Here is a 20,956-nt window from a genome sequence, read left to right on the forward strand (position 1 = left end):
ACGAAGCCGGTGCCCGCCTTGGGCGTAAAGTGACGGTTTGGCCGGACTCGTAGCGGATCCCCGCCGATCCCTCCCTCCCGGGTTCCGCCGGATTCCCTGCGGTTTCCAGGGATTACCCGGTGGTAAAGATGAAGATTTCGGCCCAGCGTAAGAGCATGGGAGGCGGCGCCCCCAGGCATGCCTCCCGTACGACTCCCCCGACAGCGAAGGAACAGCGTGGCTTCCGCATCCGATCGCAATCCGATCATCATTGGCGGCCTGCCGAGTCAGGTCCCGGACTTCGATCCGGAGGAGACGCAGGAGTGGCTCGACTCCCTCGACGCCGCAGTCGACGAGCGGGGCCGCGAACGCGCCCGCTACCTGATGCTGCGGCTGATCGAGCGGGCCCGCGAGAAGCGCGTGGCCGTGCCGGAGATGCGCAGCACGGACTACGTCAACACGATCGCCACCCGGGACGAGCCGTTCTTCCCCGGCAACGAGGAGATCGAGCGCAAGGTCCTCAACGCCACCCGGTGGAACGCGGCCGTCATGGTCTCGCGCGCCCAGCGTCCCGGTATCGGCGTCGGCGGCCACATCGCGACGTTCGCCTCCTCCGCCTCCCTCTACGACGTGGGCTTCAACCACTTCTTCCGGGGCAAGGACGAGGGCGACGGCGGCGACCAGATCTTCTTCCAGGGCCACGCCTCCCCCGGCATCTACGCCCGTGCCTACCTCCTGGACCGGCTGACCGAGCAGCAGCTCGATTCCTTCCGCCAGGAGAAGTCGAAGGCCCCGTACGGCCTTTCGAGCTACCCGCACCCGCGGCTGATGCCGGACTTCTGGGAGTTCCCGACCGTCTCGATGGGCCTGGGTCCGCTCGGTGCGATCTACCAGGCGCGGATGAACCGGTACATGGAGGCGCGCGGTATCGCCGACACCTCCAGGTCCCACGTTTGGGCGTATCTCGGCGACGGCGAGATGGACGAGCCGGAGTCGCTGGGCCAGCTGTCGATCGCGGCCCGTGAGGGTCTGGACAACCTGACCTTCGTCGTCAACTGCAACCTGCAGCGCCTCGACGGCCCGGTGCGCGGCAACGGCAAGATCATCCAGGAGCTGGAGTCGATCTTCCGGGGCGCCGGCTGGAACGTCATCAAGCTGATCTGGGACCGCTCCTGGGACCCGCTGCTGGCCCAGGACCGCGACGGCATCCTCGTCAACAAGATGAACTCCACGCCCGACGGGCAGTTCCAGACGTACGCGACCGAGTCGGGCGCCTACATCCGCGAGCACTTCTTCGGCGGTGACCAGCGGCTGCGCTCGATGGTCGAGAACATGTCCGACCAGCAGATCCAGCACCTGGGCCGCGGCGGTCACGACCACAAGAAGGTCTACGCGGCCTACGCGGCGGCCAAGGCCCACAAGGGCCAGCCGACGGTGATCCTGGCCCAGACGGTCAAGGGCTGGACGCTCGGCCCGAACTTCGAGGGCCGCAACGCGACGCACCAGATGAAGAAGCTGACGGTCGACGACCTCAAGCGCTTCCGCGACCGTCTGCACATCCCGATCACGGACGCGCAGCTGGAGGGCGGGGCCCCGCCGTACTACCACCCCGGCCCGAAGTCCCCCGAGATCCAGTACATGCACGACCAGCGCAGTGCGCTGGGCGGGTACGTGCCGACCCGCGTGGTGCGCGCGAAGCCGCTGCAGCTGCCGGACGACAAGACGTACGCGGCCGCCAGGAAGGGCTCCGGGCAGCAGTCGATCGCCACGACCATGGCCTTCGTCCGCATCCTGAAGGACCTGATGCGGGACAAGGAGATCGGCAAGCGCTTCGTGCTGATCGCGCCCGACGAGTACCGCACCTTCGGTATGGACGCCTTCTTCCCGAGCGCCAAGATCTACAACCCGCTGGGCCAGCAGTACGAGGCGGTCGACCGCGACCTGCTGCTCGCGTACAAGGAGTCCCCGACCGGCCAGATGCTGCACGACGGCATCTCGGAGGCGGGCTGCACGGCCTCGCTGATCGCCGCGGGTTCGGCGTACGCGACGCACGGCGAGCCGCTGATCCCGGTCTACGTCTTCTACTCGATGTTCGGTTTCCAGCGCACGGGTGACCAGTTCTGGCAGATGGCCGACCAGCTCGCGCGCGGTTTCGTCCTCGGCGCGACCGCCGGACGGACCACCCTCACGGGTGAGGGCCTCCAGCACGCCGACGGTCACTCCCAGCTGCTGGCCTCGACGAACCCGGGCTGCGTGGCGTACGACCCGGCCTACGGCTACGAGATCGCGCACATCGTCAAGGACGGTCTGCGGCGGATGTACGGCCCGGAGGCGGAGGACGTCTTCTACTACCTGACCGTCTACAACGAGCCGATCCAGCACCCGGCCGAGCCGGCGGACGTCGACGTGGACGGCATCCTGAGGGGCATCCACCGGGTGTCGCGGGGCACCGAGGGCACGATCGGGGCGCAGCTGATGGCCTCGGGCGTGGCGGTGCCGTGGGCGCTGGAGGCGCAGCGGATCCTGGCGGCCGACTGGGGTGTGCGGGCGGACGTCTGGTCGGCGACCTCCTGGAACGAGCTGCGCCGCGAGGCGGTCGAGGTCGAGGAGCACAACCTGCTCCACCCGGAGGAGGAGCAGCGCGTCCCGTACGTGACGCGGAAGCTGTCGGGTGCGGAGGGGCCGTTCGTGGCGGTCTCGGACTGGATGCGGTCGGTTCCGGACCAGATCTCGCGGTGGGTGCCGGGCGCGTACACCTCGCTGGGCGCGGACGGCTTCGGCTTCGCGGACACCCGCGGCGCCGCGCGGCGCTTCTTCCACATCGACGCCCAGTCGGTGGTCCTGGCGACGCTCACCGAGCTGGCCCGGGCGGGGAAGGTCGACCGCTCGGTGCTGAAGCAGGCCGTGGACAGGTACCAGCTGCTGGACGTGGCGGCGGCGGACCCGGGCGCGGCGGGCGGCGACGCGTAGTCGCCGCGCGGCGGGCGTGGTGAGCGGGTCCCGGCTTCGGCCGGGGCCCGCCCACCTTTACCGGTTCCTTACGATGCTCGGCATGAAGGAACCATCCCGCCAGCTGCTGTGGGAGCGGCGGAGCCAGACCCCGCTGCTCCTGCTCGCCGTGGCCTTCGCCGTGGCGTACGCCGTGCCCATCGTCGCCCCCGATGCGCGGGCGGAGGTGCACCGGGCCTGCACCCACGTCGAGTGGGTGGTGTGGGGCGCCTTCGCCGTCGACTACCTGGTCCGCCTCGCCCTCGCGGCGGACCGCAGGCGCTTCGTCCGGACCCACTGGCTGGACCTGGCCGCCGTGGTGCTGCCGCTCGTGCAGCCGCTGCGCCTGCTGCGGCTGGTCGCCACCTTGATGCTGGTGGGCCGGCGGGCCCGGATGGCTCCGCAGATCCAGCTGACGACGTACGTGGCCGGGGCGGTGGTGGGCCTGCTGATGTTCGGGTCGCTGGCGGTGCTCAGCGTGGAGCGGGACGCCCCCGACGGGAACATCAAGAACCTGGGCGACGCCGTGTGGTGGTCCTTCACCACGATGACGACGGTCGGGTACGGGGACCATTCGCCGACCACCGGCCTCGGCCGGGTCCTGGCCGTCGGTCTGATGCTGTCCGGGATCGCCCTGCTCGGTGTGGTGACCGCCAACATCGCCGCGTGGTTCATCTCCCGCTTCGAGCGCGACGACCGGGCGGACATGCTCCAGCTGGCGGCCATCCGGGAACTGCAGGACGAGGTACGGGCGCTGCGCGGCGAGGTCGCCCGGCTGGGCGGCGCCGGGGCCGAAGGGGCCGCGGCCGAGGTGGCCGCGGCCGATCCGCGGAACGCCCCCGCGAGCGCACCGGCGAACGCACCGGCGCAGCGGGAAGCTACCTCTCCCACACCTTGAACGCCCGCACCTGGTAGGGCGACTGGGGCAGCCAGACGCCATCGCCCGGATAGGTCTGGAACTCGCCCGTCTCGGCGCACTCGGCCGACTGGTAGGTGGTCACGGGGCGCCCGGTGCGGTTGGTGAGCGACTGTGCGCTGGTCCCGGCCGGCAGCGCGGTGCAGCTGTTGATGTCCAGGTTGCTGAGCTCGTGCGTCTGCCGCGCCCCCTTGAACTCGGGTTTCGCCCACAGGCACAGCTGCCCGGTCGCGCAGGCCCCGAGGGTCGGCGGGCCCGCGGCGTGCGCCGTGGTGGCCGTACTCGGGATGAGGGCCGTGAGGGCCAGGACGGTCGCGGCGAGGGTGGTCGTGGTGGCGCGGCTGCTTCGACACGTACGCATGACGGGTCAACTCCTTGTGGACGGCGGGCGCCCGGACCGCTTCCGAAAGCTCCGCCGACACCACGCTGACCTGCGACGAAGGGCGGGCGGAAGAGGCCCCCGGCGGGTCCACCCGGATAGGCGACAGCCCCGCCGGAACCCGTCGGCGTGGCCTTCGTACGTACGGAGTTGACGCTTCCGGGAACCGTGGGGCGGGCCGCGGCCGCCCGGTCCGGGGTGCGGGCCCGGCCCGGGCCCGCACCCGAACGTGTCATCCGCGGGCGCTCCCACGGACCGGCCGAGGAGCTCGGACGGCACGCCGCGAACGGCTCAGCGCGACGGCCGCAACACTGTCGGTCACCGGTACGCTGACCGCCCACTCGGCATCAGAAGGGAGCCCCGCGGTGATGACCGACGAGCGGTCGGCGACGGGCGCGCCGGTGACCGGACTGCGCGAACGCAAGAAACGGCGCACCCGGAACGCGCTGCTGCGCGCAGCCCTCCTGCTGTTCCTGTCCCAGGGGTACGAGCGCACCACCGTCGACGAGATCACCGGCGCGGTGAACGTGTCCCAGCGCACCTTCTTCCGCTACTTCGCCAACAAGGAGGAGGTCGTCTTCGCCCTCCAGGAGCTGGTGGAGTCACGGTTCGTGGCCGAGCTGCGCGCCCGGCCGGCGGCCGAGGGCCCCTTCGAGGCCCTGCGGGGCGCGGCGCTCGCCGCCTGGGACACCGTGGAGGTGGCCCTGTCCGAGGTGGTGCCGGTCGATCTCTACATGCGCAGCTACCGGCTGATCGAGTCCACTCCCGCCCTGCTCGCCGTGCACCTGAGGCGTTCCACGGAGCTGGAGGAACGGATCTCCCGGCTGATCGGCGCCCGCGAGGGGCTGGACGTGGACGCCGATCCGAGGCCGCGGGTCGCCGTCGCCGCGTTCTGCGGCGTGATGCGCGTCACGGGGCGGCTCTGGGGACAGGGCGAGGACATCAGTGTGGAGTCGATCCGAGGGCTGACGGAGAGTTACCTCGATCGGATCGGTCCGGCGCTGACCTCCAGTTGGCGCGGGTCCGCGTAGCCCGGCGGCCCGCGCCGTCGGCTGCGGCGGCGCGTCGGCGGGTCCCCCGCCCGGGCCTCACGGGGTCCCACGGTCGGCCGTGAGTCCTGTCACCCGGCACGTCTGCGGCGTAAGACGTCTCATAGGCTGGTCACAGTGAACCTGCCCGGCCTTGCCCACCCCACCGCCCTCGGCGCCGATCCGCGCCCTGCCGCCCTGCGTGCCCTGCTCGCGCTGGCGGTGGTCTTCATCATGCTGGCGACGACCGGCTGGACGGCCGTGCACCGGCCGGAGGCGGTCTCCCCGCTGCGGGTGTCCGCTCTCGGCGCCTGGGCCAAGGCCCGCATCGACGGCCGCCCGGTACCTGCCGCGGACGCCCCCGCACGAACGGTGGCCCGGTTCTTCGCCGGTCTCGACGGTGCCCAGCGCGCCCGCCTCGCCGACGGCTACCCGCTCGTCGTGGGCAACCTCGACGGGACCCCCGCGGCAGTCCGCTACCGGGCGAACCTTCAGGGTCTTGAACAGGCCCGCCAGGTCGAGGAGGCCCGCAGCCGCGACGTCGCGCTGACCCCGGCCGACCGGTCCACTGCCACGCGGCGCTCCCACCGCTTCGCCTCGCTCGCCCAGCCGGGCCGGCAGATCTTCGCGTTCGACCCGACCGGCGGCGGCCGCGTGGCCGAGGTCTTCGGTGACCTCTCCGGGGCCGAGCGGGTCTCGGTGATCGTCCCCGGCGTCGACACCGACGTGCTCACCTTCGAGCGCACCCAGCGCCGCCTGACCTCCCCGGTCGGCATGGCCGAGTCCCTGTACCGGGCACAGCGGGCGGCCGACCCGGACAGCCGCACGGCGGTCATCGCCTGGGCCGGCTACACCGCCCCCACGGGCATCGGGGTCGACGCCGCCACGGGCCGCATGGCCGAGGACGGCGCCGTCCTGCTGAAGTCGCTGACCGCGGCCCTGCCGGGGGACGCGAGCGTGGCGCTGTTCTGCCACAGCTACGGATCGGTGGTCTGCGGGGTCGCGGCGCACGAGCTGCCGCGCCGGGTGACCGACGTGGTGGTGGCGGGCAGCCCCGGAATGCGCACGGAGAACGTCGCCGGGCTGCGCACCTCGGCACGGGTCTGGGCGACGCGCGACGAGGGTGACTGGATCGCCGACGTACCGCACCTGGAGGTCGGCGGCCTGGGCCACGGCGCCGATCCGGTCTCCCCGGCGTTCGGCGCGCGGCTGCTGTCCTCGGCCCGGGCCAAGAGCCACACCGGCTATTTCGCGCCAGGTACGGACTCGATGGACAACTTCGCCAAGATCGGAACCGGCGCGTTCGGTTCCGTTGTCTGCGCGACCGGGAACGATGCGTGCCGACGCGGGATTTCCGGGACAGAGCAGGACTGACGCGCGTAGAGGCGCGGAATTCGGTCCCCGCAACCGGGGGGACGCGCGAGGGCGCCGCCGTTTACGATGTGCCACATGGGTGACGTACTGGCCGGAAATCATGCCGTCTGGGAGTTCGAATCGGACTCGGTGCTCATCCGCTTCGCACGGGGGATCAGAACGCCGAGGCTGCCACGACTCTGGCATGCCCTCGGCTCGCGCCGGATCCCCCTCGAAGCGGTGTCCGCCGTGACAGTGACCGTGACCGGCGGCAAGCGGGACACGGTGGTCCTGCGTGCCGTCCCGCGGCCGGGCGCGGATCCGCTGATGGAGGCCGCCGCCGGGCAGCTCAAGGAGGCCTGCGACCCGTACCGGCTGGTGCTGCCGGCCGACCGGGCCCCGGCCGCCGCCGAATTCGCCGACGCGCTGCGGTCCCGGCTCGGACCGGACGCCGCCGAGCCGTCCTCGCAGTTCCTCGTCGAGGTGCCGAAGCCGCCGCTGCAGCTGAAGGCGTACGACGCCCGGGTGGTCTTCGACGGCTCGGCGGTCACCTTCCACTGGTCCCGTACCGGCGCCTCCAGCACCAAGTGGAAGGCGGGCGACCAGCGCTTCCCGCTGGCCGCGCTCACCGGCGTCGAGTGGTGCTCCCCGGAGGGCCCCGGCGGGCACCTGCGGCTGCTGCCGCGGGACACCACCGGTGACCCCCGCCCCGACCACGACCTGGCGGCGGCCGTCTTCGGCACGGGCTACGGGGCGGTGCACGAGTCGCTGCCGTTCGCCGCGGCCGTCCTGGCCGCCCTGCGCGCCCGTACCCCGGTCGCCTCCGTGCCCCGGGCCCGCTCCGGCGACGACCGGCTGCGGCACCTGAGCGAGCTGCACACGGCGGGGCTGCTCACGGACGCGGAGTACGCGGCGCTGCGGGACCGGTTCGCCGCCGAGTCGCTCTGAGCGGGGCCGGGCGGCTCAGCCCTCCCGCGCCGCCGAGGTGAAGCTCATGTCCGGGTAGCGGTCCCCGGCGACCCGCGCGGCGATCGGCTCCAGCAGGTCCAGCTCGGCCTGCGTGAGAACGATCCGGGTCGCCCCGGTGTTCTCGCGCAGCCGTCCCGGCTTGCGGGTGCCCGGGATCGGGACCACGGTCAGCCCGTGCACCTGCGCCCGCTGCTGCACCCAGGCCAGGGCGATCTGCGCCGGGGTCGCACCGCGCTGCGCGGCGATCTCCCGGACCGGGACCAGCAGCTCCGCGTTGGCCGTCGCGTTGTCGCCGTTGAAGCGCGGCTGGAAGCGGCGGAAGTCGTTCTGCGACAGCTCCGCGGACGCGTCCGCGAAGGACCCGGTCAGGAAGCCCCGGCCGAGCGGGGAGTACGGCACGAAGGCCACGCCCAGCTCCGCCGCCGCGCCGACCGCGCTGTGCTCCACGTCCCGGCTGAACAGCGACCACTCCGACTGGAGCGCCGCGATCGGGTGCACGGCGTACGCCTCGCGCAGTTCCGCCCCGGTGACCTCGCTCAGACCGAGGTGGCGCACCTTGCCCTCCTGCACCAGCTCCGCCATGGCTCCGACGGACTCGCTCAGCGGCACGGCCGGGTCGCGCCGGTGCATGTAGTACAGGTCGATGACGTCCACGCCGAGCCGGCGCAGGCTGGCCTCCACGGCCTCGCGGATGTAGCCGCGGTCGTTGCGGATGCCCCGGTAGTGCGGGTCGTCGGTCCGTTCTATGGCGAACTTCGTCGCCAGCGTGATCTCGTCCCGGTGCGCGGCCACGAAGGGCGCCAGGAACTCCTCGTTGCGCCCCCGCCCGTAGATGTCCGCGGTGTCGAAGAGGGTGACGCCGGCGGCCAGCGCGGCGTCCAGGGTCTCCCGGGCCGCCGCCTCGTCGGTGTCGCCGTAGAACTCGCTCATGCCCATGCAGCCGAGCCCCTGGACGCCGACCAGCGGGCCGCCCTTGCCGAGCTCTGCCTGTTCGAGGGTGGTGCCGTGCTCCGTCATTGCTGTGCCTTCCCCGATACCGATTTCATGGCGTACAGATCGATCTTGTAGTCCAGTACGGCGAGCGCGTCGGTCAGCTCCGTGATCCGCGAGCGCACCTCGCGGCGCGTGCGTTCCAGCAGCTCCCGGCGTTCCCCCACCGTGTGCTCGCCCTCGCGGACCAGTTCGGCGTACCGCACCATGTCCGCCACCGACATCCCCGTGGCGCGCAGCTTGCCCACGAAGGCCAGCCAGTCGAGGTCCTTGTCGGTGAAGCGCCGCTGTCCCGAGTGGGAACGGTCCACGTGCGGCATCAGGCCGATCCGCTCGTACCAGCGCAGGGTGTGCTGGGTCAGACCGGTCCGGGCCTCGACCTCGCTGATCGTGTACCGCGTCTGCGTCAGGCTCTGGCTCATGGCTCCACGCTAAAACCCTGGAGTGCACTCCAAGCAAGTAGGCTCGGCGCCATGGACAGCGCGGAGGACGGGAACGGCATGGAAAGCCTGCGGATCATCGAGACCTGGCCGGTGCCGACCGCCGCGGCGGCCGTCGTACGGGCCGACGGGAGCCTGGCGGGCTCCCACGGGCCCGTCGACCACCGGTTCGCCCTGGCGTCGGTCACCAAGCCGCTCGCCGCGTACGCCGCCCTCGTCGCGTACGAGGAGGGGGCGATCGAGCTGGACGAGCCGGCCGGCCCCGAGGGGTCGACGGTCCGTCATCTGCTCGCGCACACCAGCGGCCTGGCCTTCGACGAGCACCGCGTGTCGGCCCCGCCCGGGCAGCGCCGGCTGTACTCGAACGCCGGTTTCGAGGAGCTCGGCGACCACATCGCCAAGGCCACCGGCATCCCCTTCGCGGAGTACCTGCACCAGGCGGTCTTCGAGCCGCTGGGCATGGAGCGGACCACTCTGGAGGGCTCGCCCGCCAAGGACGGCGTCTCGACCGTCGCCGACCTGCTGCGGTTCGCCGCCGAGCTGCAGGCGCCGCGGCTGCTGGACGTCCGTACGGTCGCCGAGGCCACCTCCGTCGTCCACCCCGGGCTCAAGGGCGTCCTGCCGGGCTACGGGCACCAGTCCCCCAACGACTGGGGCCTCGGCCTGGAGATCCGCGACCACAAGTCCCCGCACTGGACGGGCGCTTCCTCCTCACCGCGCACCTTCGGCCACTTCGGGCAGGCCGGCACCTTCCTGTGGGTGGACCCGGACGCGCGCGCCGCGTGCGTGGCCCTGACGGACCGCCCCTTCGGCCCGTGGGCGGCCGAGGCCTGGACCCCGTTCACCGACGCGGTGCTGGCCGAGCTCCGCTCCCGCTAGGGCGTCGCCGCCGGGTCGGGGAACTCCCAGATCAGCAGCTCCCCCGGGGACCCGGCGACGACCTCTAGGTCCCGCTCGGCGGTGATCCGCACCGAGTCCCCGGGGCCCAGCTCCGCCCCGTCCAGGCGCAGGTCCCCGCGCACCACGTGCAGGTACACCCGCTCCGCGGCGGGTACGGCGACGCGTTCGCCCGCGCCGGGCCGCCGCACGTGCAGGACGGCGCCGGCCGCGGGGACCTCGTAGGGCGCGGCGTCGGCGAGGTCCCGGACCACCCCGTACGAGGGCTCGCCGCCCGCGGCGAGGGGCGCGAGCCACATCTGCACGAAGCGCAGCCGCCCGGCGCCGTCGTTGCGCTCCACGTGCCGCGCCCCGGATCCGGCGCTGAGCCGCTGTACGTCCCCGGGCCGCACCACGCTCTTCTCGCCGGTGCTGTCCTGGTGGGTGAGCTCGCCCTCGATCACCCAGGTCACGATCTCGGTATGGCTGTGCGGGTGCTCGTCGAAGCCGGCGCCCGGCGCGAGGGTCTCCTCGTTGCAGGCGAGCACCGGGCCGAAGCGCAGGTTGTCCGGGTCGTAGAAGGTGCCGAAGGAGAAGGCGTGCCGGGTGGTGATCCCGGCGGCCGGGTCCCCGCCCTCGTACCGCTCGGCGCCTGGGCGAACATCAATCATGAACGCCACGGTAGACCCCGACGCGGGCCGGGGCGCGGGCCGCGGGCGGGACCGGACTCCGCGTACCCGTCCCGATAAGGCAGTCTTGTCACGTGTCCCAACCCGAACGTGAGCATTCGCCCGCCACACATGCCGCGCATCCCGCTCCGGCCCATCCGCACACCGCGACGCTCCGCCGACTGGAGAAGTCCGCGGGCCGGCTGGCCGCCAACGCGATCGCGCGCATGGACGAGACCCTGCCGTGGTACCGGGCCATGCCGCCCGAGAACCGGTCCTGGATCGGCCTGGTCGCCCAGGCCGGTATCGCCGCGTTCACGGAGTGGTTCCGGCACCCGGAGACCCCGCAGGCCATCTCCACCGATGTCTTCGGTACGGCTCCGCGCGAGCTGACCCGGGCGATCACCCTGCGCCAGACCGTCGAGATGGTCCGCACCACGATCGAGGTCATGGAGGCCGCGATCGAGGAGGTGGCGGCACCGGGAGACGAGTCGATCCTGCGCGAGGCGCTGCTGGTGTACGCCCGGGAGATCGCCTTCGCGACCGCCCAGGTGTACGCGCAGGCCGCGGAGGCGCGCGGGGCCTGGGACGCCCGGCTGGAGTCCCTGGTCGTCAACGCGGTGCTGTCCGGCGAGGCGGACGAGGGTGCGCTGTCCCGGGCGGCGGCGCTGGGCTGGAACTCGCCGGAGCACGTGTGCGTGGTGCTGGGCACCGCGCCGGAGGGCGACAGCGAGCTGACGGTCGAGGCGATCCGGCGCGCGGCCCGTCACCACAAGCTGCAGGTCCTCACCGGTGTGCTCGGGGACCGGCTGGTCGTCATCGCGGGCGGCAGCGACAACCCGATCCAGGTGGCCAAGTCGCTGATCGGCCCGTTCGCGGCGGGTCCGGTGGTCGCCGGGCCGGTGGTGTCGGACCTGCTGAACGCGACGAAGTCGGCGCAGGCCGCGGCGGCGGGGCTGAAAGCGTGCACGGCCTGGCAGGATGCCCCTCGGCCGGTCCTGGCGGACGATCTCCTGCCGGAGCGCGCCATCGCCTCCGATCCCGCCGCCAGGGATCAGCTGGTGGAGGAGATCTACAGACCACTGGAGGAGGCGGGGTCCGCACTGCTGGAGACCCTGAGCGTCTACCTGGAGCAGGCGAGCAGCCTGGAAGGGGCGGCGCGGATGCTGTTCGTGCACCCCAACACGGTGCGCTACCGGCTGCGACGTGTGACCGACGTCACCGGATGGTCTCCTTCTGATGTCCGCTCGGCGTTCACGCTGCGAATCGCCCTGATTCTCGGGCGTCTGGCCGACGGGGACCCCCAGTCCTAGACTTTTGTCGGACATCGACAATTACCCCGACCGTTCTTGGTCCCTGTCCCCACGGGCGGCAGGGACCATCCACAAGAGAGAGTGTGAGGGTGCTCGTACTCGTCGCTCCCGGCCAAGGCGCTCAGACGCCCGGCTTCTTGACTCCCTGGCTCGAACTTCCCGGTGCCGCCGACCGCGTCGCCGCGTGGTCGGACGCCATCGAGCTGGATCTTGCCCACTACGGCACGGACGCAGACGCCGACGCGATCCGCGACACGGCCGTGGCCCAGCCCCTGCTGGTCGCCGCGGGCCTGCTGTCCGCCTCCGCGCTCGGTTCCCCGGCCGCCTTCGGCGCCGTCGCAGGCCACAGCGTCGGTGAGATCACCGCCGCCGCCTACGCGGGCGTGCTGTCCGACGCCGACGCGCTGTCGTTCGTCCGGACCCGCGGTCTGGGGATGGCCGAGGCCGCCGCCGTCACCGCGACCGGCATGGCCGCCGTCCTCGGCGGTGACCGCGACGTGGTCGTCGCACACCTGGAGAAGCTGGGCCTGACGCCCGCCAACATCAACGGCGCGGGTCAGATCGTGGCCGCCGGCACGATGGAGCAGATCGCCGCTCTGGAGGCCGACAAGCCCGAAGGCTCCATGAAGGTCGTCGCCCTCAAGGTCGCGGGCGCGTTCCACACGCACCACATGGCCCCCGCGGTCGCCACGCTGGAGAAGGCCGCCGAGGCCCTCACCCCGGCGGACCCGGCGCTGAAGTACGTCTCGAACAAGGACGGCCTCGTCGTCACCACGGGCGCCGACGTCGTCGCCCGCCTGGTCGGCCAGGTCGCCAACCCGGTCCGCTGGGACCTGTGCATGGAGACGTTCGCCGAGCTGGGCGTCACGGGAATCATCGAGCTCAGCCCCGGTGGCACCCTGACGGGTCTGGCCAAGCGCGCGCTGAAGGGCGTACCGAGCGTGGCGCTGAAGACCCCGGACGATCTCGACAAGGCCGCGGCGCTCATCGCCGAACTGACGGTCTGAGAGAAGGAGCCCACACAGCATGTCCAAGATCAAGCCGGCCAAGGGCTCCCCCTACGCCCGCATCCTCGGTGTCGGCGGCTACCGCCCGACCCGTGTGGTGCCCAACGAGGTCATCCTCGAGACCATCGACTCGTCCGACGAGTGGATCCGCTCCCGCTCCGGCATCGCGACCCGGCACTGGGCCTCGCCCCAGGAGACGGTCTCCGCGATGTCGGTGGAAGCCTCGGGGAAGGCGCTGGCCGATGCCGGTGTCGCCCCGGAGCAGATCGGTGCCGTGATCGTCTCGACGGTCTCGCACTTCAAGCAGACCCCGGCCGTCGCGACCGAGATCGCGCACCGGATCGGCGCGGGCAAGCCCGCCGCCTTCGACATCTCCGCCGGCTGTGCCGGGTTCGGTTACGGCCTGACCCTGGCCAAGGGCCTGGTGGTGGAAGGCTCCGCGGAGTACGTCCTCGTCATCGGCGTGGAGCGGCTCTCGGACCTGACCGACCTGGAGGACCGCGCGACGGCCTTCCTGTTCGGTGACGGCGCCGGCGCCGTCGTCGTCGGTCCCTCGGACGAGCCGGCCATCGGCCCCACGGTGTGGGGTTCGGAGGGCGACAAGTCCGAGACGATCAAGCAGACCGTGCCGTGGGACGAGTACCTCGGCAAGGACGGCGGCGAGAAGTTTCCGGCCATCACCCAGGAGGGCCAGGCGGTCTTCCGCTGGGCCGTCTTCGAGATGGCCAAGGTGGCCCAGCAGGCGCTCGACGCGGCCGGGATCACCGCGGACGACCTGGACGTCTTCATTCCGCACCAGGCGAACATGCGGATCATCGATTCGATGGTGAAGACTCTGAAGCTGCCGGAGCACGTCACGGTCGCCCGTGACGTGGAGACCACCGGCAACACCTCGGCCGCCTCGATTCCGCTCGCTATGGAGCGGCTCCTGGCGACCGGAGCGGCGAAGAGCGGCGACACCGCGCTCGTCATCGGCTTCGGGGCGGGACTCGTCTACGCCGCGACGGTCGTTACCCTCCCCTAGGGCCGGGATCCACATCCCGCCCCGTTTCACCCCAGTTAGCTAGAGAAGGAGCGCCACATGGCCGCCACGCAGGAAGAAATCGTCGAGGGTCTCGCGGAGATCGTCAACGAGATCGCCGGTATCCCGACCGAGGACGTCGCGATCGAGAAGTCCTTCACCGACGACCTGGACGTCGACTCGCTCTCCATGGTCGAGGTCGTCGTCGCCGCCGAAGAGCGCTTCGACGTCAAGATCCCGGACGAGGACGTCAAGAACCTCAAGACGGTCGGCGACGCCGCGGACTACATCCTGAAGCACCAGGCCTGAGCCTGACGAGCGTTTGTCGCCACCTGGCGGTGGCGCCGTGACAATTCAGCACCCCCTGAGACGTGGAGAAAGAATTCCTGTGAGCCCGACCAATCGCACCGTGGTCGTCACCGGTATCGGCGCAACCACTCCGCTGGGTGGCGACAGCGCTTCGACCTGGGAAGGTCTGCTTGCCGGCCGTTCCGGCGTCAAGCCCCTGGAGGGCGAGCGCTTCGCCGAACTCCCGGTACGCATCGCCGCTCGGGCCGCCGTCGACCCGAACGACGTCCTGCCCCGGCCGCTGGCCCGCAAGCTGGACCGCTCGGCGCAGTTCGCCATCATCGCGGCCCGCGAGGCGTGGGCCGACGCCGGTTACACCACCCCGGCCGGCGAAGAGACGGAAGAGGGCGCCTTCGTCGCGCCCCAGCGTCTGGGCACCGTGATCGCCTCCGGCATCGGCGGTGTCACGACCCTGCTCGACCAGTACGACGTCCTGAAGGACAAGGGTGTGCGCCGGGTCTCCCCGCACACCGTCCCCATGCTCATGCCGAACGGCCCGTCGGCCAACGTCGGCCTCGAGGTCAACGCCCAGGCGGGCGTGCACACTCCGGTCAGCGCCTGCGCGTCCGGTGCCGAGGCCATCGGCTACGCCGTCGAGATGATCCGTTCCGGCCGCGCCGACGTGGTCGTCGCCGGCGGCACCGAGGCGGCGATCCACCCGCTGCCGATCGCCGCGTTCGCCAACATGATGGCGATGTCCAAGAACAACGAGAACCCCGAGCAGGCCTCCCGTCCGTACGACAAGGCCCGTGACGGCTTCGTCCTGGGCGAGGGCGCCGGCGTCGTCGTCCTGGAGTCCGCCGAGCACGCCGCCGCGCGCGGTGCCCGGGTCTACTGCGAGGTGCTGGGCCAGGGTCTGTCCGCGGACAGCCACCACATCGCGCAGCCGGAGCCGACCGGCCGCGGTGTCGCGGCCGCGGTGCAGAACCTGCTCGACAACACGGGTCTGGACCCGGCCGAGCTGGTCCACCTGAACGCGCACGCCACGTCGACCCCGCAGGGTGACACGGCCGAGCTGAAGGCCCTGCGCAAGGTGCTGGGCGACGACCTCGACCACATCGCGATCTCCGCGACCAAGTCGATGACGGGTCATCTGCTGGGCGGCGCGGGCGGTATCGAGACCGTCGCGACCGTGCTGGCGCTGCACCACCGGCTGGCCCCGCCGACGATCAACGTCGACGAGCTCGACGAGGACATCGACGCGGACATCGTCGTCGGCGAGCCGCGCAAGCTGCCGGCCGACGGCCCGATCTCCGCGATCAACAACTCCTTCGGCTTCGGCGGCCACAACGTGACCCTGGCCTTCCGTACGGTCTAGTAGGTCCGAGCTGCACGAAAGGCCCACCCGGTGCATCCGGGTGGGCCTTTCGCATGCCTCCGTGCGCCCGTCGCGGGCTCAGACCACCTGGTGGAGCCAGCGGACCGGGGCGCCCTCGCCCGCGTAGCGGAAGGGCTCCAGTTCGTCGTCCCACGGCTTGCCGAGCAGCTTGGCGATCTCCGCCTCCAGGTCGGTCTCGCCGCGCGCGGAGCGGGCGAGGGCGGCGCGCAGCCGGTCCTCCGGGATCAGGATGTCGCCGTGCATACCGGTGACGGCGTGGAAGATGCCGAGCTCCGGGGTGGAGCTGTAGCGCTCGCCCTCGGCGTTCGGGCACGGTTCCGAGGTCACCTCGAAGCGCAGCAGGTGCCAGCCGCGCAGCGCGGAGGCGAGTTTCGAGGCGGTGCCCGCTTCGGCCTGCCAGGAGAACTCGGCTCTCCAGGTGCCCGGGGAAGCGGGCTGTCTGATCCAGTCGAGGTTCACCCGCACCCCGAGCACGCCCGCAACAGCCCATTCCACGTGCGGGCAGAGCGCGCGCGGTGCGGAGTGCACGTACAGAACTCCACGTGTCGTCACCGGGACCTCCAGTATGGGACGAGGTCGGGAATAAACTCCAGAAAACGGACAGTATGTGACGTGATGTAATGTAACGGAAATTATTTGACATTGCGCTACGGGACCTGCGGCCGAAACGCCACGGGAAAAAGCTACCGTGCGCCAGGGGTCATGGTGTGACGTACGGTCGCTACAAGACCCGTAAACGCAGAGCTTTCACTCAGCAGGACCCCCCGAACGACGTGGGGACGACAAGGAGGCCCCTTCCCATGCGCAGCACCGCTCCGCGCCCCCGCGCGCGCCGGATCCTCGCGGGCGCGGGGGCGGCGGTCGTCCTGCTGTCCGGGGCGGCCACCGGGTGCAGCTCGGGCGGGTCGGGGGAGCAGGGCGGCGAGCGCGGATCGCAGGCCGCGCCGCGCTGGAACACGGCACCCGCGTCGATCGCGGCCGTGGGCGACTCCATCACGCGTGGTTTCGACGCCTGTTCGGTCCTGGCCGACTGCCCGGAGGTCTCATGGGCCACCGGGAACGACCCCGCGGTCCGCTCGCTGGCCGCCCGGCTGCTCGGGGACGCGGCGGCGGAGCGCAGCTGGAACTACGCGGTGACCGGCTCGCGCATGGCGGACCTGCCGGCCCAGCTGGCCGGGGCCGCCGCGCACAAGCCCGACCTGGTCACGGTCATGGTGGGCTCGAACGACGCCTGCCGGCCGACCGCTTCGTCGATGACGCCGGTGGCGGATTTCCGCTCCGCATTCGAGAAGGCCCTCACGGACCTGCGGACCGCGTCCCCCGCTTCCCAGGTGTACGTCTCCAGCGTGCCGGACCTGCAGCGGCTGTGGGAGCAGGGCAAGGACCTCCCGATGGTGCGGCAGATCTGGAAGCTGGGGATCTGCCAGTCGATGCTGGCCGATCCGCTGTCGGCGGCCTCGGGGGCGACGGCCCGGCGCGAGCAGGTGCGGGCGCGGGTGGTGGAGTACAACGAGGTGCTGCGCGAGGTCTGCGGAAAGGATCCGCTGTGCCGCTACGACGGCGGCGCGGTGTTCCAGTACCCCTTCGCGGCGGATCAGTTGAGCCGGTGGGACTGGTTCCATCCGGGCAAGGACGGGCAGGCGCGGCTCGCGGAACTGGCGCACCGCCAGGTGACGGCGGCCGAACCGCCGCGTTGACGGCCCGGCCTGCTGCGGAGGGTCCGGGGACGGGAGTCAGGGCCCGTCCCCGGACCGGTTCTCAGGGGTGATTTCCGGCCATACGGCGTGTCACGCGAGGTCGAGCGTCGCGGTCAGCCGGGTGTCGGCGTGCGAATGGCTCGCGCGGACCTCGTAGGTCCCGCCGATCCGGCGCCAGCCGCGGGCCGGCTCGTCCCAGATCTCGAAGGCCCGGGCGGGCAGCGGGATCTCGGTCTCGACGCTCTCGCCGGGGCCCGCCGCGACGCCCGCGAAGGCGGCCAGCCAGCTCGCCGGACGTTCCACCGCATCGTCCACGGGCGCCAGGTAGACCTGGACGACCTCGCGGCCGGGGCGGGCGCCGGTATTGGTGAGGCGGACCCGGACCGTGTCGGCGGTGACCTCCAGGGAGTCGTACGTCCAGTCGGTGTAGCCGAGTCCGTGCCCGAAGGGGTAGGCGGGGGTCACGCCGTGCCGCTCGTACGCCCGGTAGCCGATGAAGAGCCCCTCGCGGTATTCCAGGCGCCCCCCGGTCGGGACCACCTCGGTGACGGGCGCGTCCGCGAACCGCGCGGGCCAGGTGGTCGGCAGCCGCCCGCCCGGCTCCGCGTCGCCGAGGAGCACGTCGGCCAGCGCGGCCCCGCCCTCCTGCCCGGGGAACCAGGTCAGCAGGACGGCGGCCACGTCCTCGCGCCACGGGAGCTCCACCGGGGAGCCCGCGTTGACGACGACCACCGTGTTCGGGTTGACGGCGGCGACGGCGCGCACGAGGTCGTCCTGGCGGCCGGGGAGGGTGAGGCCCTGCCGGTCGAAGCCCTCGGACTCCACGCGCTCGGTGGTGGCGACGACCACGACGGCGGTGTCGGCCCCGCGCGCGGCGGCCACGGCCTCGGCGATCAGCTCGTCCGCGTCGCGCCGCGGGCCGAGGTGGAGCAGCGAGAACATGATCGCCCGGAGCGGCAGCGCGGACATGTCGGGGACCTGGAAGGACAGGGACACCTCGACGGGCTCTCCCTCGGCCAGGGTGACGCGGGCGCGCTCGCTGGGGGCGCCGAAGAAGGCCTCGAAGGGGTCGGCCTCGTCGCCCATCTCCTGGACGCCGCTCCACAGCCGCTCCCCGCCGACGGCCAGGGCGAAGGCGCCGAGTCCGCGGGTGCCGAAGGCGTGCTCGCCGCTCTCGCGCGGCACGAACGTACCGCGGACCTCGATGCTCGCCATGGTCTCGTACGCGGCCCCCGCGGGCAGGTCGTCGCCGATCCACTGGACCTGGCCGGAGGGCAGGGCGCCCTCGCCGAGGACGGTCCCGGAGGCGTCGCGGCAGACGGCGTGGAGCTCGAAGCCCTGGCCGGCGGGGGTCAGCTCGTCGGAGGGGTCGGCGCCGACGGTGTAGGTGAGCGCGCCCTCGGGGAGGGCGGCGGTGAGGCCGTCGAGCGGGGAGACGACCCGCTCGGGGAAGACGGTGGCGCTGCCCCCGCCGAGGACGCGGGCGTCGCGGGCGGCGGCGCCGGTGAGGGCGACGGTCCGGCCGGCGGCCCCGTCGAGCGGCAGCGCTCCCTCGTTGCGGACCAGCACGAAGCCGCGGACCGCGAGCTCGCGGGCCAGCGCCTGGCCGTCGATCGGGGCCGGGACGCTCTCCACGGCGGCGGGAGCGCCCTCCAGGGCACCGGCGCGGGCGGCGAGGCGCAGGACGTTGCGCACCGCCCCGTCCACGGCGGACTCGGGGACCTCGCCGGCGCGGACGGCCTCGGCGAGGGCGGGGCCGTAGACGGTGGCGGGGCCCGGCATGGCCACGTCCATGCCGCCCAGGATGTCGCCGGTGGTGGAGCGGGCGGCCATCCAGTCGGAGACGTTGCAGCCGTCGAAGCCCCATTCGGCTCGCAGGACCTCGTTCACGAGGTACTGGTGCTCGGTCATGGTCGTGCCGTTGACCCGGTTGTAGGCGGTCATGATGCCCCAGGGGTGGGCATTGGCCACGATGGCCTCGAAGGGTGCCAGGTACAGCTCGCGCAGCGGGCGCGGCGCGATGACGCTGTCGACGGTGAACCGGTCGGTCTCGGCGTCGTTGCCGACGAAGTGCTTGACGGTGGTGCCGACGCCGCCGTCCTGGACGCCGTTCACGTAGCCGGAGCCGACGGCGCCGGTGAGGCAGGGGTCCTCGGAGTAGCACTCGAAGTGCCGGCCGCCGAGCGGGGAGCGGTGCAGGTTGACGGTGGGCGCGAGGAGGACGTGCACGCCCTTGCGGCGGGCCTCCTGGGCGAGGAGCCGGCCGGCGCGGCGGGCGAGCCCGGGGTCCCAGGCCGCGGCGAGCGCGGTCGGGGACGGCAGGGCGACGGACGGGTCGTCGGCGGTCCAGCGCACGCCGCGGACCCCGATGGGCCCGTCGGAGAAGACCAGGGACTCCAGCCCGATCGCGGGGACGGCGGGCAGGGACCACATGTCCTGGCCGGCCAGGAGCCGGGCCTTGGTGTCGAGGTCCAGTTTGCCCAGTGCCGCCTCGACGGCGTCGTCTCGCATCTGATCGCGTGCCTGTTCGCGGACCTGATCGGCATCGGTCACGGCCGTGCCTCCTCGTTGAGTGCGGTTGCTCGGTGCGGTGCCCCCATCGTGGACCTGTTGCCTGTTGAACGGTAGGGTTCGTAATCTGTTCGTGATATTCGGGATGCCGTACGGTCCTGTGGGCAGGGCACAGCGCGCGAACGGGAAGGGGTGCCGGGGCGATGGTCAGGGCGAGGAGCGAGGAACGCCGGGGGGAGATCGTCCGCGCGGCCGTCGAGGTGATCGCGGAGCGCGGCTACCGGGGCGCGTCGCTGGCCGCCGTCGCCGAACGCGTGGGCCTGACCCAGCAGGGACTGCTGCACTACTTCCCGACCAAGGAGGCGCTGCTGGTCGCGGTGCTGGAGGAACGCGACCGCTGGGACACGGGCGGCGGCTCGCGCGCCGCCGCCGACAGCTGGCGCCTGGACCTGCTGGACTCGCTGGTCGAGTACAACGCCATGCGCCCGGGCATCGTGCAGACCTTCTCGGCGCTGCTGGGCGAGAGCGTCACCGACGGGCACCCGGCCCGGGAGTTCTTCACCGAGCGCTACGCCCAGGTCCGCTCGGAGATGGCGGCGGTGCTGCGCGCCGAGTTCGGCGACCGCCTGCCCTCCGGCCTGACCCCCGAGCAGGTGGCGCCGCTGCTGACGGCGGTCATGGACGGACTCCAGTACCAGTGGCTGCTGGCCCCGGAGTCCGTGGACATGCCCGCCGCCTTCCGCTCGTTCCTGACCCTGCTGCGGGGGCCGCAGGCCTGAGGGCTCGGGGGGGTAGTGCCTAGTCGACCTGGAGCTCACCCATCCGGCTCCAGCCGGTCGCACCCTCGATGGTGGTGCTGACGATCTCGGGCGTACGGGTCACCATGGGCCGCATGGTCTCCAGCGCGGCGCTGAAGTGCTCGGAGGTGACGTGCGCTTCGGCCGCGTCGTCCTGGAAGGCCTCGACCAGCACGTAGGTGTTGGGCTCCTCCAGGCTGCGCGACCATTCGAACCACAGGTTGCCGGGTTCGGCGCGGGTGGCGCGGGTGAACGGCGCGACCTTGTCGGGCCACGCGTCGACGTATTCGGGCTTGACGGGGAATTTCACCACAATGAAGATCACACCGGCATTTTA

At 72.0% G+C, this 20,956-nt stretch carries 20 protein-coding genes; 13 read left to right on the top strand and 7 right to left on the bottom strand.

The genetic code is table 11. The features are described from left to right. Nucleotides 1-216 precede the first annotated feature (216 nt). Together aceE and ACXNSR_RS12845 are read left to right on the top strand one after the other, a co-directional pair. Entirely contained in the window at nt 217-2,949 is a 2,733-nt protein-coding gene (gene aceE / locus ACXNSR_RS12840; protein ID WP_458642187.1) for a pyruvate dehydrogenase (acetyl-transferring), homodimeric type, read from the top strand. Nucleotides 2,950-3,031: 82 nt separating this feature from the next. Next, complete coding sequence (locus ACXNSR_RS12845; protein WP_458642188.1) at nt 3,032-3,865, top strand: potassium channel family protein; 834 nt, start codon at nt 3,032-3,034, stop codon at nt 3,863-3,865. Here the strand turns inward: ACXNSR_RS12845 and ACXNSR_RS12850 are convergent. Then, the gene (locus ACXNSR_RS12850) at nt 3,846-4,244 is read right to left on the bottom strand and encodes a peptidase inhibitor family I36 protein (protein WP_458642189.1); all 399 of its coding nucleotides are present in this window, start codon (nt 4,242-4,244) and stop codon (nt 3,846-3,848) included. The two genes, ACXNSR_RS12845 and ACXNSR_RS12850, sit on opposite strands and share 20 nt — an antisense overlap. Nucleotides 4,245-4,630: 386 nt before the next feature. Here ACXNSR_RS12850 and ACXNSR_RS12855 point away from each other — a divergent pair, with 386 nt between their 5' ends. The 3 genes from ACXNSR_RS12855 to ACXNSR_RS12865 all read left to right on the top strand — a co-directional run bounded on the left by ACXNSR_RS12855 (nt 4,631) and on the right by ACXNSR_RS12865 (nt 7,591). Further along, entirely contained in the window at nt 4,631-5,293 is a 663-nt protein-coding gene (locus ACXNSR_RS12855) for a TetR/AcrR family transcriptional regulator (protein ID WP_458642190.1), read from the top strand. Nucleotides 5,294-5,512: 219 nt separating this feature from the next. Further along, nucleotides 5,513-6,664 (top strand): alpha/beta hydrolase, encoded by a 1,152-nt coding sequence (locus ACXNSR_RS12860; protein ID WP_458643292.1) that lies wholly within the window; start codon nt 5,513-5,515, stop codon nt 6,662-6,664. Nucleotides 6,665-6,739: 75 nt separating this feature from the next. Continuing rightward, the gene (locus tag ACXNSR_RS12865) at nt 6,740-7,591 is read left to right on the top strand and encodes a DUF4429 domain-containing protein (protein ID WP_458642191.1); all 852 of its coding nucleotides are present in this window, start codon (nt 6,740-6,742) and stop codon (nt 7,589-7,591) included. A gap of 15 nt (nt 7,592-7,606) precedes the next feature. On the opposite strand, the gene ACXNSR_RS12870 is transcribed toward ACXNSR_RS12865, so the two are convergent. After that, nucleotides 7,607-8,629 (bottom strand): aldo/keto reductase, encoded by a 1,023-nt coding sequence (locus tag ACXNSR_RS12870; protein WP_458642192.1) that lies wholly within the window; start codon nt 8,627-8,629, stop codon nt 7,607-7,609. Continuing rightward, nucleotides 8,626-9,024, bottom strand: coding sequence for a MerR family transcriptional regulator (locus tag ACXNSR_RS12875; protein ID WP_189736714.1), 399 nt, complete (start codon nt 9,022-9,024; stop codon nt 8,626-8,628). The genes ACXNSR_RS12870 and ACXNSR_RS12875 overlap by 4 nt, the downstream gene beginning before the upstream one ends. 78 nt (nt 9,025-9,102) lie before the next feature. Here ACXNSR_RS12875 and ACXNSR_RS12880 point away from each other — a divergent pair, with 78 nt between their 5' ends. Then, a complete protein-coding gene (locus ACXNSR_RS12880; RefSeq protein WP_030009992.1) occupies nt 9,103-9,921 on the top strand; it encodes a serine hydrolase domain-containing protein in 819 nt (272 codons plus the stop codon). Here the strand turns inward: ACXNSR_RS12880 and ACXNSR_RS12885 are convergent. Next, a complete protein-coding gene (locus ACXNSR_RS12885; RefSeq protein WP_458642193.1) occupies nt 9,918-10,589 on the bottom strand; it encodes a pirin family protein in 672 nt (223 codons plus the stop codon). The two genes, ACXNSR_RS12880 and ACXNSR_RS12885, sit on opposite strands and share 4 nt — an antisense overlap. Before the next feature lie 92 nt (nt 10,590-10,681). Here ACXNSR_RS12885 and ACXNSR_RS12890 point away from each other — a divergent pair, with 92 nt between their 5' ends. The 5 genes from ACXNSR_RS12890 (at nt 10,682) to fabF (ending at nt 15,593) form a co-directional block, all read left to right on the top strand. After that, on the top strand, nt 10,682-11,899 hold the full coding sequence (locus ACXNSR_RS12890) for a PucR family transcriptional regulator (RefSeq protein WP_458642194.1): 1,218 nt from the start codon (nt 10,682-10,684) through the stop codon (nt 11,897-11,899). 83 nt (nt 11,900-11,982) lie between these two features. After that, entirely contained in the window at nt 11,983-12,906 is a 924-nt protein-coding gene (locus ACXNSR_RS12895) for an ACP S-malonyltransferase (protein WP_458642195.1), read from the top strand. A gap of 19 nt (nt 12,907-12,925) precedes the next feature. Beyond that, a complete protein-coding gene (locus ACXNSR_RS12900; protein ID WP_030009996.1) occupies nt 12,926-13,930 on the top strand; it encodes a ketoacyl-ACP synthase III in 1,005 nt (334 codons plus the stop codon). A gap of 57 nt (nt 13,931-13,987) precedes the next feature. Then, a complete protein-coding gene (locus tag ACXNSR_RS12905; protein ID WP_030009997.1) occupies nt 13,988-14,236 on the top strand; it encodes an acyl carrier protein in 249 nt (82 codons plus the stop codon). A gap of 79 nt (nt 14,237-14,315) precedes the next feature. Next, nucleotides 14,316-15,593: a beta-ketoacyl-ACP synthase II gene (gene fabF / locus ACXNSR_RS12910; RefSeq protein ID WP_458642196.1), complete on the top strand. Its 1,278-nt coding sequence runs from the start codon at nt 14,316-14,318 to the stop codon at nt 15,591-15,593. Between the two features lie 78 nt (nt 15,594-15,671). On the opposite strand, the gene ACXNSR_RS12915 is transcribed toward fabF, so the two are convergent. Beyond that, nucleotides 15,672-16,166 (bottom strand): DUF3145 domain-containing protein, encoded by a 495-nt coding sequence (locus tag ACXNSR_RS12915; protein ID WP_458642197.1) that lies wholly within the window; start codon nt 16,164-16,166, stop codon nt 15,672-15,674. A gap of 248 nt (nt 16,167-16,414) precedes the next feature. Here ACXNSR_RS12915 and ACXNSR_RS12920 point away from each other — a divergent pair, with 248 nt between their 5' ends. Beyond that, nucleotides 16,415-17,311: an SGNH/GDSL hydrolase family protein gene (locus ACXNSR_RS12920; RefSeq protein ID WP_458642198.1), complete on the top strand. Its 897-nt coding sequence runs from the start codon at nt 16,415-16,417 to the stop codon at nt 17,309-17,311. A 90-nt stretch (nt 17,312-17,401) separates the two neighbouring features. Here ACXNSR_RS12920 and ACXNSR_RS12925 read toward each other — a convergent pair whose 3' ends face one another. Continuing rightward, the gene (locus ACXNSR_RS12925; RefSeq protein WP_458643293.1) at nt 17,402-19,822 is read right to left on the bottom strand and encodes a beta-glucosidase; all 2,421 of its coding nucleotides are present in this window, start codon (nt 19,820-19,822) and stop codon (nt 17,402-17,404) included. Nucleotides 19,823-20,025: 203 nt separating this feature from the next. Here ACXNSR_RS12925 and ACXNSR_RS12930 point away from each other — a divergent pair, with 203 nt between their 5' ends. Beyond that, nucleotides 20,026-20,601, top strand: coding sequence for a TetR/AcrR family transcriptional regulator (locus ACXNSR_RS12930; RefSeq protein ID WP_458642199.1), 576 nt, complete (start codon nt 20,026-20,028; stop codon nt 20,599-20,601). Nucleotides 20,602-20,620: 19 nt separating this feature from the next. Here the strand turns inward: ACXNSR_RS12930 and ACXNSR_RS12935 are convergent, their stop codons facing one another. Next, the gene (locus ACXNSR_RS12935; RefSeq protein WP_031145911.1) at nt 20,621-20,944 is read right to left on the bottom strand and encodes a putative quinol monooxygenase; all 324 of its coding nucleotides are present in this window, start codon (nt 20,942-20,944) and stop codon (nt 20,621-20,623) included. Between the last annotated feature and the right edge of the window lie 12 nt (nt 20,945-20,956).

It is taken from the genome of Streptomyces sp. NC-S4 (genome assembly GCF_054353315.1).

What these genes read in the sequence shown, in the direction of transcription:
- ACXNSR_RS12845 (WP_458642188.1), top strand. Translation starts at nt 3,032, where the DNA reads ATGAAGGAACCATCCCGCCAGCTGCTGTGGGAGCGGCGGAGCCAGACC.
- ACXNSR_RS12850 (WP_458642189.1), bottom strand. Translation starts at nt 4,244, where the DNA reads ATGCGTACGTGTCGAAGCAGCCGCGCCACCACGACCACCCTCGCCGCG.
- ACXNSR_RS12855 (WP_458642190.1), top strand. Translation starts at nt 4,631, where the DNA reads ATGACCGACGAGCGGTCGGCGACGGGCGCGCCGGTGACCGGACTGCGC.
- ACXNSR_RS12865 (WP_458642191.1), top strand. Translation starts at nt 6,740, where the DNA reads ATGGGTGACGTACTGGCCGGAAATCATGCCGTCTGGGAGTTCGAATCG.
- ACXNSR_RS12870 (WP_458642192.1), bottom strand. Translation starts at nt 8,629, where the DNA reads ATGACGGAGCACGGCACCACCCTCGAACAGGCAGAGCTCGGCAAGGGC.
- ACXNSR_RS12875 (WP_189736714.1), bottom strand. Translation starts at nt 9,024, where the DNA reads ATGAGCCAGAGCCTGACGCAGACGCGGTACACGATCAGCGAGGTCGAG.
- ACXNSR_RS12880 (WP_030009992.1), top strand. Translation starts at nt 9,103, where the DNA reads ATGGAAAGCCTGCGGATCATCGAGACCTGGCCGGTGCCGACCGCCGCG.
- ACXNSR_RS12885 (WP_458642193.1), bottom strand. Translation starts at nt 10,589, where the DNA reads ATGATTGATGTTCGCCCAGGCGCCGAGCGGTACGAGGGCGGGGACCCG.
- ACXNSR_RS12900 (WP_030009996.1), top strand. Translation starts at nt 12,926, where the DNA reads ATGTCCAAGATCAAGCCGGCCAAGGGCTCCCCCTACGCCCGCATCCTC.
- ACXNSR_RS12905 (WP_030009997.1), top strand. Translation starts at nt 13,988, where the DNA reads ATGGCCGCCACGCAGGAAGAAATCGTCGAGGGTCTCGCGGAGATCGTC.
- ACXNSR_RS12920 (WP_458642198.1), top strand. Translation starts at nt 16,415, where the DNA reads ATGCGCAGCACCGCTCCGCGCCCCCGCGCGCGCCGGATCCTCGCGGGC.
- ACXNSR_RS12925 (WP_458643293.1), bottom strand. Translation starts at nt 19,822, where the DNA reads ATGCGAGACGACGCCGTCGAGGCGGCACTGGGCAAACTGGACCTCGAC.
- ACXNSR_RS12930 (WP_458642199.1), top strand. Translation starts at nt 20,026, where the DNA reads ATGGTCAGGGCGAGGAGCGAGGAACGCCGGGGGGAGATCGTCCGCGCG.